The 11,628-nt window shown below is 70.4% G+C and carries 11 protein-coding genes; 7 read left to right on the top strand and 4 right to left on the bottom strand.

The genetic code is table 11. From position 1 onward, the window contains the following. The 6 genes from JHN63_RS48390 to JHN63_RS48365 form a co-directional block, all read left to right on the top strand. On the top strand, positions 1-382 hold a 382-nt coding region (locus JHN63_RS48390; RefSeq protein WP_234478823.1), incomplete at its 5' end, for a hypothetical protein. A gap of 128 nt (positions 383-510) precedes the next feature. Then, the gene (locus JHN63_RS48385) at positions 511-1,377 is read left to right on the top strand and encodes a hypothetical protein (protein ID WP_200691505.1); all 867 of its coding nucleotides are present in this window, start codon (positions 511-513) and stop codon (positions 1,375-1,377) included. Positions 1,378-1,490: 113 nt separating this feature from the next. Next, positions 1,491-2,303: an SAM-dependent methyltransferase gene (locus JHN63_RS48380; RefSeq protein WP_200691504.1), complete on the top strand. Its 813-nt coding sequence runs from the start codon at positions 1,491-1,493 to the stop codon at positions 2,301-2,303. An 86-nt stretch (positions 2,304-2,389) separates the two neighbouring features. Next, positions 2,390-3,793 carry a glutamine synthetase family protein gene (locus JHN63_RS48375; protein WP_200691503.1) on the top strand — a complete coding sequence of 468 codons (1,404 nt, stop codon included), beginning with the start codon at positions 2,390-2,392 and terminating at the stop codon, positions 3,791-3,793. A gap of 2 nt (positions 3,794-3,795) precedes the next feature. Next, positions 3,796-4,935, top strand: coding sequence for an amidohydrolase family protein (locus JHN63_RS48370; protein WP_200691502.1), 1,140 nt, complete (start codon positions 3,796-3,798; stop codon positions 4,933-4,935). Between the two features lie 24 nt (positions 4,936-4,959). Continuing rightward, on the top strand, positions 4,960-5,487 hold the full coding sequence (locus tag JHN63_RS48365) for an NUDIX hydrolase family protein (RefSeq protein ID WP_200691501.1): 528 nt from the start codon (positions 4,960-4,962) through the stop codon (positions 5,485-5,487). 19 nt (positions 5,488-5,506) lie between these two features. Here the strand turns inward: JHN63_RS48365 and JHN63_RS48360 are convergent, their stop codons facing one another. Both JHN63_RS48360 and JHN63_RS48355 read right to left on the bottom strand, forming a co-directional pair. Next, entirely contained in the window at positions 5,507-5,839 is a 333-nt protein-coding gene (locus tag JHN63_RS48360) for a DUF2218 domain-containing protein (protein ID WP_200691500.1), read from the bottom strand. Between the two features lie 127 nt (positions 5,840-5,966). Next, positions 5,967-7,727, bottom strand: coding sequence for a tannase/feruloyl esterase family alpha/beta hydrolase (locus JHN63_RS48355; RefSeq protein ID WP_200691499.1), 1,761 nt, complete (start codon positions 7,725-7,727; stop codon positions 5,967-5,969). A 264-nt stretch (positions 7,728-7,991) separates the two neighbouring features. Between JHN63_RS48355 and JHN63_RS48350 the strand changes: the two genes are divergently transcribed. Continuing rightward, a complete protein-coding gene (locus tag JHN63_RS48350; protein ID WP_200691498.1) occupies positions 7,992-9,452 on the top strand; it encodes an MFS transporter in 1,461 nt (486 codons plus the stop codon). A gap of 76 nt (positions 9,453-9,528) precedes the next feature. On the opposite strand, the gene JHN63_RS48345 is transcribed toward JHN63_RS48350, so the two are convergent. Both JHN63_RS48345 and JHN63_RS48340 read right to left on the bottom strand, forming a co-directional pair. Further along, positions 9,529-10,140 carry a sarcosine oxidase subunit gamma gene (locus JHN63_RS48345; RefSeq protein ID WP_200691497.1) on the bottom strand — a complete coding sequence of 204 codons (612 nt, stop codon included), beginning with the start codon at positions 10,138-10,140 and terminating at the stop codon, positions 9,529-9,531. Beyond that, positions 10,133-11,628, bottom strand: a 1,496-nt coding sequence (locus JHN63_RS48340) for a glycine cleavage T C-terminal barrel domain-containing protein (RefSeq protein WP_307782168.1), incomplete at its 5' end; no start/stop codon positions are given. The genes JHN63_RS48345 and JHN63_RS48340, both read right to left, overlap by 8 nt.

The raw sequence follows: 11,628 nt of genomic DNA, 5'->3' as shown, positions 1-11,628 counted from the left end.
CCGCAAGCCACCCCCCAAGACGGAGGAATCTGCCATGACCGCGGAACCCCGAGCCGTGCCGGAGACCTTCGCGTTCACCTGTGGTGACTGCGGCCACTGCTGGGAGGCCACCTTCCAGGTGATGTTCTTCACCGATCCGACCGACGCCACCGGACTGACCACGCAGGAGTACGTCGACGAGGAGGGGAAGGCCCTCAGGTCGCCCCTCGCCGACGCGATCTGCCCCAAGTGCGGCGGGCGCACGGTGCATGTGCTGGAGGCCGGGCTCGCGGCCCGGGCGCGCCGCGCGGAACACGAACCCCGGCCACCGCACAAGAACCACGAGCACCGTCTGCATCTGCCGCACCGGCACTCCGGCCCGCCCAAGGACGGGACCCGCTGACGTACCGGCCACCCGAGCGGAAGCGCACCCCACCCACCGTGACTCACCCGAACGGCCCCCTGCGCTGGAGGGTCGGGCGGCCCGATGGTGCGCTGAGGGGACCAGCCACTCCTCCTGGAGGCCCCGCCATGCACCGTCGCCCGTCCTCCCGCCCCGTCCGTGCCCTCGCCCCCGTCCTGGCGGCGAGCGCGCTGCTGACCTGCGCGGCCTGCTCCGGCAGTGGCGGTGACGGGGGCGGCGACAGCGCCTCGGAAGTCGCCGCCTCGCCGCTCGCAGCCGAGTCCACGCTCGCCTCGCCCCGTACGGAGAGGTCCGCCTCGCCCCGCGCCGAGAAGTCCGCCGCCGTCCTCACCCCGGCCGGAGCGAAGACCGCGCTGATCACCGAGGCGGAGCTCGAGGACAACTGGACGCAGGTCAAGGACGCCGCCGACTGGGGCGACAAGCTGACCGTCGGCAAGGTCGACGTCGCCGACTTCCTGACCGCCAGGACGAACGCCGCCGACTGCCAGAAACTGCTCGACGCGCTCTACAACGACGATCTCCTCGGCAAGCCCTCCGGCTCGTCCGCGCTGACCGGCTTCGAGGAGAGCAACTCCCGGCTGCTGTACCAGGTCGCCGCCTACGACCGGGCCCGGCTCGGCACCTCCCTGAACTGGCTGAAGACGCTGCCGGTGAAGTGCGACCAGTTCACCGCGACCGACTCCAAGGGCGGTCACCGGACGGTCCAGGTGATCGAGAACCCGGTGCCCTCCGTGGGTGACGCCCGCCAGGGTCTCCAGGTCACCGTCACGGGCACGAGCGGCAGCGAACCCACCACGCTCACCGTCGAGTTGGCCGTCGTCCGGGTCGGCACCGACGCGATCACCGTGACGTCCGGTGGTCTCGACGGCACGGAGGCGGACACGACCAGGACCGCCGTGCAGCAGGGCACCGCCCGTCTGAAGGACGTCCTGGCCGGGCGCACACCGGCGGCCCAACCCGGCGATGTGGACTGACAGTTGAGCCTCTCCGAAGATCAAGTGACCTGATCGTCGTGGAGACTTGGGCCGGGTGATCACCTCGCGGCACAATGGTGGGGACGGCAACCAAGGCGACAAGGAGCCACCACGTGAGTGACAGCGACACCCCGGCAGAGGGACCGACCCGGCTCAACACCGGTGTGGCGCACAACGCGCGCGTGTGGAACTACTGGATCGGCGGCAAGGACAACTACGAGATCGACCAGCGGGTCGGTGAGCACGTCGCCGGGATGTTCCCGGTGATCCGTGAAGTGGCGCGCGCCGACCGGGACTTCCTCGGCCGCGCGGTCCGCTTCCTCGCGGCCGAGCGCGGGGTGCGGCAGTTCCTCGACATCGGGACCGGGCTACCGACGGTCGACAACACCCACGAGATCGCGCAGCGCGTCGCACCGGACGCGCGCATCGTGTACGTCGACAACGACCCCCTCGTCCTGATCCACGCACGCACCCTGCTGACGAGCACCCCCGAGGGCGTCACCGACTACATCGACGCGGACGTGCACGACCCGGCGTCGATCGTCCGACGGGCCGCCGACACACTGGACTTCGACCGTCCGATCGCGGTGATGATGCTGGGCATCCTGAACTTCATCCTCGACACCGAGGCGGCCCGGGAGGTCGTGCGCAACGTCATGGCCGCGGTGCCCTCGGGGAGTTTCCTGGTCCTCACCCACCCCACCTTCGACGCCGACCTCGGCGGCGAGGGCAATGTCCCGGCGATGGCGTTCTGGAACGAGAACGCCACTCCCCCGATCACCGCCCGCAGCCGAGCCGACGTCGCCGCCTTCCTCGAGGGCCTCGACCTCGTCGAACCCGGCCTGGTGCCGTGCTCCCGGTGGCGCCCGGACTCCGACTCCCCGGCCGTGGTACCGCAGTTCGGAGCGGTGGCCGTGAAACCCTGACACGGAGACGCCGACCGTCGCGGCCCCAGCCGTTGTCCCCACAACGCCGTGGCCGCGACCTTCGAGGACGCGACCGTGGAGGACGTATGACCACCCTTGCCGACCCCCTGCCCGGCGGCCGCCCCGGCGAGGTCGAACGTGCCACCGCGCTGGCCGCGGAGCTGACGGGGCGGGGTGTGCACGGGATCGTCCTGGCCTACGTCGACACCGCGGGCGTCGGCCGGGTGAAGACGGTCCCGACCGCGAAGCTCGCCTCGGCGGCGGCCTGGGGTGTCGGCATGTCCCCGGTGTTCGACACCTTCCTGGCGAACGACTCCATCGTCACCACCGACGTCCTCGGTTCCCCGGACGGCGATCTGCGGCTCTACCCCGACCTCGACCACCTGGCCGTCCTGTCCGCACAGCCCGGCTGGGCCTGGGCCCCGGTCGACCGCGTCACCCAGGAGGGCGAGCGCCACCCCGGCTGCAGCCGCACCTTCCTGCGTCGCACGGTCGTCGACGCGCAGCGGCTGCACGGGATCGCCTTCCGGGCGGGCATCGAGATCGAGTGGACGCTCGGCCTGGCCACGGCCCCCGACGGCGCGTTCGTCCCCGCCACCTCGGGTCCGGCCTACAGTGCGATCCGACAGGTCGAACTGAGCGACTACGGAACCGAGTTGCTCTCCGCCCTGGCGACCCAGGGCGTGGAGGTGGACCAGTTCCATCCCGAGTACGCGGCCGGGCAGTTCGAGCTCTCGGTGGCCGCGCTCGACCCGGTCGCGGCGGCCGACCGCAGTGTCCTGGTACGACAGACCGTGCGCGCGGTGTCCCAACGGCACGGCCTGCGTGCCTCGTTCGCGCCGGCCGTCCTCCCCCGGGGCGTCGGCAACGGCGGGCACATCCATCTCTCCGCCTGGCGCGACGGTACGAACCTGCACACCGGGGGCGATCGCCGCTACGGCATGACGGCCGACGCCGAGTCGTTCGCGGCCGGTGTCCTCGCCCACCTCCCCGCGCTCACCGCCGTGACCGCGCCCAGCCCGGCCAGCTACTTCCGTCTCCAACCCTCCCAGTGGGCAGGGGTGTTCACCGCCTGGGGCCGCGAGACCCGCGAGGCCGCGGTACGCGTGGTCACCGGCACGGCGGGACAGCGCGCCCAGGCGGCGAACCTGGAGGTGAAGCCAGTCGACCTGGCCGCCAACCCGTATCTCGCCCTCGGCTGCCTGATCGCCGCCGGCCTCGACGGCCTGACCTCGTCCGCCGCCCTGCCCGAGGAGACCACCGGCGACCCCGCGCACCTCGGCACGACGGAGGCAACGGCCCGTGGTGTACGGCGACTTCCGACCTCCCTGGCCGAGTCGGTCGCGGAGTTCCGCAAGGACGAGCTGCTGCGGGCAGCGCTCGGCCCTGTCCTCGCCGACGCGGTGATCGCCGTACGACAAGGGGAGAGCGCGGCCGTGGCCGAACTCGACGACGAGCAGATCGCGGCGGCCTACCGCTGGAAGTACTGACGATGGGCACCGGACCGGTCCACGAGGCGCTCGCCGCACTGGAGTTGGTGGACCACCACTGCCACGGCGTCGTCACCGGCGACCTCGACCGGGCGGCCTTCGAGTCGCTGCTCACCGAGGGGGACGTCTGGCCCGGCAGCGGTATCTCACCGTTCGACAGCCCGGTCGGGATCGCCGTACGCCGTCACTGCGCACCCGTGTTGGACCTGGAGCGCCACGCGCCCGCCGCCGAATACCTCGCCCGGCGCGCCGAGTTGGGACCGCGCGAGGTGAACCGGCGCTTCCTGGCCGCCGCGGGCACCGGCGTCTTCTGCGTCGACACCGGATTCACGCCGCACGACATCACCTCGCCCGCCGGACTCGCCGAGGCGGCGGGCGCCGTGGCCCATGAGGTCGTACGACTCGAAACCGTCGCGGAGTCCGTGGCCGCGCGGGGTGTCGAGCCGGACGGGTACGCCGACGCTTTTCGGGCCGCCGCCCTTGACGCGGTGGGGCGGCCGGGGGTGGTGGCGGTGAAGTCGGTGGCCGCGTACCGCACGGGCTTCGATCTCGACCCGGCCAGGCCCTCGGCGGCGGAGGTGACCGGGGCGGCCCGCGCCTGGCTGGCCGAGGGCGGACGCCTCCACCACCCGGTCCTCGTACGGGAGTTGCTGTGGACCGCGGTCGACCTCGGCCTCCCCCTCCAACTGCACACGGGCTTCGGCGACAACGACATCCGCCTGCACCGCACGGACCCCGCCCTCCTCACGGACTGGCTGCATCTGACCGCCGGCACGATCCCGGTCCTGCTCCTGCACTGCTGGCCGTATCAGCGTCAGGCCGGCTACCTGGCGGCCGTCTTCGAACAGGTGTACCTCGATGTGGGGCTCACCCTGCATCATGTGGGTCCGGTCCGGGCGCGGGCGGTGCTGGCGGAAGCGCTGGAGATCACACCGTTCCGCAAACTGCTGTACAGCTCCGACGCCTATGGTCTGGCGGAGTTCTACGGCCTCGGGGCGCTGGCGTTCCGCCGCGGTCTGGGGGATCTGCTCCAGGACCGGGTGGACGCCGACGAACTGGGCCTGCCCGACGCGCTGCGCCTGGCACGCTGGGCGGGGGCCGACAATGCCCGCCGGGTCTACCGGCTATCCGACGGACACTGAAAGTATGATCAAGCAATGTCTGACATGACCGATACCACGCCCGGTTGGCTGTCCGCCGACGACCTCGAACAGGCACGCGCCCGCATGCCGATCCTCTACGTCGAGGCGGTCCCCGTCCGCGTCGACGACAGCGGCGAAGTGACCAGCATCGGCCTGCTGCTGCGCATCGGCCCCGACGGCACGGTGAACCGCACGCTCGTCTCCGGCCGTGTGCTGCACCACGAGCGGGTCCGTGACGCCCTGCTGCGCCACCTGGAGAAGGACCTCGGCCCGGTCGCGCTGCCCCGGATCCCGTCCTCGCTCCAGCCGTTCACCGTCGCCGAGTACTTCCCGACGCACGGGGTCACCCCGTACCACGACCCCCGGCAGCACGCGGTGTCCCTCGCCTACGTCGTCCCGGTGACCGGTGACTGCCGGCCCCGCCAGGACGCCCTCGACCTCGTCTGGTTCAGCCCGGAGGAGGCCGCCTCGGAGGCGCTGCGGAGCGAAATGCCGGGCGGGCACGGGGTGTTGCTCAAGCAGGCGCTGGCGCACGTGGGTTGCGTGTCCTGACCGGGACGGCCGCCGTGGCTCAGGCAGAGTCGCCCGGGCTGCGCTGGCTGGTGCCGGGCTCTCCGTTGTCGCGCCGCCACTCGACGATCAACTCGTCCTTGGTGCCGAAGCGGACCAGATGCCGGCCCACCACGTCTTCCAGTCGATCGAGGAACTCGGGCTCCGCCTCCACCGCGAGCAGCAACGCCCCCTCGGCGGCGGTCAGCGATCCTGTGCCGTCCTGGAAGACGAGACGCCCCTCCCCGGTCTCCTCGTCCCAACTGGTCTCGCTGCGGCGGCCCAGATGGGAGGCGAGTTGCTTGGCGTAGCGCTGCGGTCGGTCGGTGACGACGCGGGCTTCCGATCGGGACATGACGGCTCCAGGGTGACGGGAGTGCACAACGACTCGATGGTGCCGGAGAGTCGGACCGACCGCACGGACCCGACACCCGGCACGATCCGCAAGGTATGGATGCCTCTCCGGTCACCTTCGCCGTACGTCAGTTCCTGCCCTTGGTGACGACCCACTTGCCGCCCACCCAGTTCCCGACCGTCTCGTAACCGGAGCGGAAGGAACCGAGCCAGTTCAGCTTGAGGCCGGCCTCGGCGGTGGACTTGACGGGGGTGTAACTGCTCGCGTCGGTCGTGCTCTTGGCGTAGTACGGGAAGGGGTAGACCGGACGCGAGGCGGTGGTGTTGCCACCGCTGTCGACCGACTTCGTCGTCAGGCTCGCCGGGGCGCCGCCCTTGGTCACCCAGTCGGTGATCGCGGTCAGCGCGTCGAAGGTGTCCGGGCCCTGGCCGCCGCCGCAGTGCGCGACGCCGGGGAGCAGGAACAGCCGGGCGAAGCTCTCGGTGGCCGCCTCGCCACCCATGACCTTCTCAACTGCCTTGTAGTAGGCCATCGTTCCTACGGCCGGGATGTGCTGGTCTCCCAGCCCGTGCCAGAGGATGAGCTTGCCGTCGGCCTTCTTGAACGCGGTGAGGTCGGGGTCGGTGGCGTCGTACATGCCCTCGCCCAGCCGCATGACCTTCCGGTAGTAGGCGGCCGTGAACCTGATGTCCTTGTACGTCAGAGTCGGCTGCGGGCTGTCGAAGATCTGGTAGCGCAGGGTCTCGCGGACGAAGCTGATGTCACCGGAGTTGGCGGTGGCGGTGGCCGGGGTGATGATGCCGGCCCAGTTCAGCTCGGAGCCGCGCAACTGGTAGCCCGGGTAGAGCAGTTGGCCGTGTTCGTCGGTGGGTCCGGCGTAGACGCGGCGCAGGGTGGTGACCTGGTCGGCGGTCAGGCAGTACGCGTCGGACGTCGAGGTCCGGCCTGTCTTGCACTGGATGGTGCCGGGGTCCCAGGTGCAGGCGAGCGGGTCGGCGATGATGCCGTCGGTGGGGGCGCCGCAGCCCTTGAGCACGGCCTTGTGGAGGTCGGCGAGGTCGGCGTTGGTGATCGTCGCCGGGCCGCCATTGAGGTACACGGACTGGGCGGTCCAGGCGTGCGAGAAGGTGTTGAGTGCCGTGAAGTTGTTGGCCGGGGCGCCGGCGACGATGCCGTCGAAGTCGGTCGGGTAGCGCTGGGCCTCGGTGAGGGCCTGGTGGCCGCCCTGGGAGCAGCCGTCGAAGTAGGAGTGGGTGGCGGCCTGGCCGTAGTACTGCTTGATGATCTCCTTGGCCGTCTGGACCAGTTCGTGGTCGGACTTGTAGCCGAAGTCGGCGCGCAGGGTCGGGTCGGTGGAGAAGAGGCCGCCGCCCTGGTAGTGGCCCTCGTCGCTGGAGGCGACCGCGAAGGCGCCGGTGGTCAGCGGGACGCAGCCGGCCGAGGCGGGGGCGCTGGTCACGTTGGTGTTGCCGCACAGGCCGCCGCAGCCGAGCTGGAGGTAGTTGGCCTGCCAGCCGGTCTCGGGCAGCTTGATCTCGAAGTGCAGTTGCGGGGCGATGACGCCCTTGACGTCACAAGCGGCCCAGTTTCCAAGGGTGTTGGCGCTCGCCGCGAGTTCGGTGGCCGAGGAGATCTCGAAGGGCACACCGGGGACGGCGGCGGCCAGGTCGAGTTGGGCGATGCCGGAGCAGGACATGGCCGGTGCGATGCCCGAGGTCGTGGTGCTCGCCGAAACGGCTTTCGCCGAGGCCGAGTCGGCGGCCCGCGCACCACCGACGGCACTGTCGGCCAGCACCAGACTTGCCCCGATCACGAGCGCGACGGCCGCCGCGAGGGTGGCCAGGAAGGTGACCGAGTTCCACCGACACCTGCTGAACAGCTTGGGCATGCTGAGTACTCCGTTCGCTCGCCGGACCGGGGTCGTGCAGGCACGGCGAGGAACGTAGCTCTCAGGTAGTCCACGGGCAATAGCGTCGACTCTATTGTTGACGATTTCGTCGAAGACTTGGCCCGATACCGCTGACCAGGCCCGGAGCCGACGCCGGACACAACGTTAACTTTCTTTTTGCGCAACTCATTGATTGTACCGACCGTTAGGTCTAATTTATCGGCTCTCTGGACCTTCGCTCCGCTCACTTACGGAAGGCCGCCGATGTCCTCCCAGACCCAGCTCAGCCCCCCTCAAGAAGACGAGACACCCCCCTCCACCACACGCAATGTGCTGGTGATCGTCGCCCTCGTGTGGACCGTCCAACTGGTCGCGCTGGTCGCCGCGTTGTCCGGCATCGCGCAGGCAGATGTCGCGATCCACTTCCGGACCACGAACATCGCCTGGTTCACCCTGATGACCCTGCTGACCGGTACCTTCTTCCTCCCTTTCGCCGTCAAGGCCGCGGCGATCTTCGGCAAGAAGCGCGTCCTGCTCGCCGCCACCGGGCTCGGCTTCGTCGGCGACCTGGTCGCCGCCGTCGCCACCGACTACCGCACCCTGCTGATCGGGCGCGGTATCGCGGGCATCTACGCGGCAACCGCCCCACTCGCCTACGCGATCACCCGCGACGTGTTCCCCCGCCGTTGGGTGGGCCTCGCCAGCGGAATCCTCGCCGGCGGCATCGGCCTCGTCGCCTTCGGCGGGCCTTTCCTGTCCGGCTGGCTCCTGGACGACTACGGCTTCCGCGGCGTGCTGTGGTTCATGGCCATCAGCACCGCGCTGAGCTTCGTCCTGGTGGCCGCCTTCGTGCCGGAGAGCCCGATCCGCGCGGCGGCCGGCCGCATGGACTGGGCCGGCGGAATCCTCCTCGGCGGCGGCATCACCGCGCTCGTCTACGCCGTCGGTGAGGGGTCGCACTGGGGCTGGAGCAGCGGCAGATTCATCACCTGGGTCGTCGCGTCGGCTGTCGCGTTGATCGCCTTCGTGCTCGTCGAACGCCGGGTCGCCGAACCGCTGTTCCCGCCGTCCATGACCCGGCGTCGTCCGGTGTGGACCGTGCTTCTGGCCACATCCGTCGCGGCCGGCGCGCTCAGTGCCGTCGGCGTGGTGATCCAGCTGCTGATCCTGATGCCGAAGATCCCCACCATCTCCGACGGCCTGGGCTGGTCCGGGACCCACAACGCCATCGTCACCAGCCCGATCAGCGCCATGATCATCGTGGGGGCCGTCGGTACCGGCGCGCTCGCCCGCCGGATGGACTCGCGGATCCTGCTGGGCGTCGGTGCCCTGCTCGCGATCTTCGGTTACGGCCTCGGCACCCACCTGCACCACAGCGCCCCGCAGATCATCGGGATGGGCGTGTTCGCCGGGCTGGGCACGGGCATCGTCATGGCCAGTGTGCCCATCATGATCATCGAGGCGGTGACCCCCGAGGAGCAGGCGCTGGCCAACGGCGTCCAGACCCTCGGTATGGGTGTCGCTCAGATCATCGTCTCCCAGGTGGCCTTCGTCGTGATGGCGCAGCACGGGGCCGTCCTCAAGGGCACCCAGTTCTACCTCGATGCCGGCTTCACGAACGGACTCTGGCTGGTCGTCGCGTGCGTCACCGTGGGCGCGGCGCTCATTCTTCTGATCCCCAAGACCAAGCACCTCGACGAGGTGGTGGTCGGCCAGGCGGTCTGACGCCACGCGGACAGACCGAACAAACCGAAGGCCGTTCTCCCGTCACCGGGCGAACGGCCTTCGGCATCACACCGGTTCAGACGTCCCGGGCGTATTCCGCCGCCGCGTCCAGCAGCCAGTCCGTCAGATACCCGGCGAAGGACGAACGGACCAACACCCAGAATCCGGCGCCGACTTCGTCCCGGGCGACCAGCACGACCTGGGTGCGGGCCAGGGTGGTCTGGGCGCAGCGTCCGGCGCCGAAGGCGCGCGGATGCAGGTCCAACGGGCAACCGTGGGCGAGGAGATCACGCGCGCGGGCACCCGAGACGAGCAGGGTCGTCCGCTGGGCGGACACATCGGTGACGGCCACGTGCTCGTCGCCGCTCGCGGCCCGGATCCGGTCCTCCACATCCCGCTGCGTGTCCGGCGGCCCCACCACGAGCCACTCGTCGGGACCGAGCCACAGCACGGTCAACTCCCCTGCCCGCACCACCGTGTTGGGCTCCAGTGGCAGAGACAGACCGAGCGCGAGTCCTACGGCGTCCGCCGCCGCGCCCTTCGCGTCGAGCCGGACGTTCACCTGGGCCAGGAAGGGCAGTTCGGCCAGCCGGACCGCGCCGCCGGAGGAGCGGGTCGTGGCCGCGAGCCGGCCTGCGGCACCCGCGAGGGGGCTGCGGCGCGGGACGGAAAGGGCGGTGTCAGCCATCGCGGCGGGCTCCCTCGGGATCGTAGAGGACGGGGCTTGTGACGGTGACCGGGATCAACTCGTCGCCCACGGGGGCGTAGAGGCGTTCGCCGATGCGGTCGCGGCCGCCCTTGATGAGGGCGAGGGCGAAGGTGCGGCCGAGGGCGGCGCTGCGGTAGCTGGAGGTGACATGGCCGAGCATCGGGACGGGCGGGGCCGGGAGCACGCTGTCGGCGATCAGTTGGGTGCCCTCGGGGAGGAACGCGGTCGGGTCGTCGGGGAGCAGGCCGACGAGGTGCTTGCGGTCGGGGCGGACGGCGTCGGCGCGGGCGAACGAGCGCTTGCCGATGAAGTCGGGCTTCTTCTTCGAGACCGCCCAACTCATGCCGAGATCCTGGGGAGTCACCGTGCCGTCGGTGTCCTGGCCGATGATCGGGTAGCCCTTCTCGGCGCGCAGGACGTGCATGGTCTCGGTGCCGTACGGGGTGATGCCGAAGGGGGCACCGGCCTCGTACAGCGCTTCCCACAGGGCGAGGGCCTCCCACGGTGACACGTTGATCTCGTAGGCGAGTTCGCCGGAGAAGCTGATCCGGCACACCCTGGCCTCGATGCCGGCGACGGTGGTGTCGCGCCAGGCCATGAACGGGAAGTCGTCGTTGCCGACGGCCAGTTGGGGTGCGAGTGCGCCGAGCACCTCGCGGGAGCGGGGGCCGACCAGGGCGACGGTGGCCCACTGTTCGGTCACCGAGGCGCAGTGGACGCGGAGTTCGGGCCACTCGGTCTGGTGCCACTCCTCCATCCAGTCGAGTACGGCGGCGGCGTTGCCCGTGGTCGTGGTGACCAGGTAGCGGTCCGGGGCGAGGCGGATGGCGGTGCCGTCGTCGAAGACCATGCCGTCCGGGCGGCACATGACGCCGTAGCGGATCATGCCGACCTTCAGGTTGCTCATCATGTTGGTGTAGAGCCGGTCGAGGAAGACGGGCGCGTCCGGGCCCTGTACGTCGATCTTGCCGAGGGTGGAACCGTCCATGAACGCGACGCCCTCGCGGGCCGCCGCGCACTCGCGCAGGACCGCGGTCTCCATGTCCTCGCCGTCCCGCGGGTAGTACCAAGGGCGCTTCCACTGGCCGACGTTCTCGAACAGGGCGCCCTGCATGACGTGCCAGTCGTGCAGGGCGGTCGTGCGGATCGGGTCGTGCAGCGCGCCCCGGTCGCGGCCGGCGAGGGTGGCGAACGAGACGGGTGTGTAGGGCGGGCGGAATGTTGTGGTGCCGAGCTCCGAGATGTCGACGCCGAGGAGTTCGGCGACCACTCCGCTGGCCAGGACGCCGGAGGTCTTGCCCTGGTCGTTGGCGGTGCCTGCCGTCGTGTAGCGCTTGGTGTGTTCGACCGAGTTGAGGCCGGCGGAGGTGGCTCTGGTCAAGTCGCTTACGGTGACGTCTCGTTGGAGGTCCACGAAGCGGGGAGCCTCGGTGGCGGAGGGGACCAGGAAGACCCGCATGGCGGGGG

Origin of the sequence: Streptomyces sp. MBT65 (genome assembly GCF_016612545.1) — a bacterium.
In the GTDB taxonomy this organism is placed as follows: Bacteria; Actinomycetota; Actinomycetes; order Streptomycetales; family Streptomycetaceae; genus Streptomyces.
Note: the sequence above shows the minus strand (reverse complement) of the source record. Positions and strands in the feature narration are given on the sequence as shown.

Coding starts and splice junctions, on each gene's coding strand:
- JHN63_RS48365 (WP_200691501.1), top strand. CDS start 4,960: ATGACCGATACCACGCCCGGTTGGCTGTCCGCCGACGACCTCGAACAG.
- JHN63_RS48385 (WP_200691505.1), top strand. CDS start 511: ATGCACCGTCGCCCGTCCTCCCGCCCCGTCCGTGCCCTCGCCCCCGTC.
- JHN63_RS48355 (WP_200691499.1), bottom strand. CDS start 7,727: ATGCCCAAGCTGTTCAGCAGGTGTCGGTGGAACTCGGTCACCTTCCTG.
- JHN63_RS48375 (WP_200691503.1), top strand. CDS start 2,390: ATGACCACCCTTGCCGACCCCCTGCCCGGCGGCCGCCCCGGCGAGGTC.
- JHN63_RS48370 (WP_200691502.1), top strand. CDS start 3,796: ATGGGCACCGGACCGGTCCACGAGGCGCTCGCCGCACTGGAGTTGGTG.
- JHN63_RS48360 (WP_200691500.1), bottom strand. CDS start 5,839: ATGTCCCGATCGGAAGCCCGCGTCGTCACCGACCGACCGCAGCGCTAC.
- JHN63_RS48345 (WP_200691497.1), bottom strand. CDS start 10,140: ATGGCTGACACCGCCCTTTCCGTCCCGCGCCGCAGCCCCCTCGCGGGT.
- JHN63_RS48350 (WP_200691498.1), top strand. CDS start 7,992: ATGTCCTCCCAGACCCAGCTCAGCCCCCCTCAAGAAGACGAGACACCC.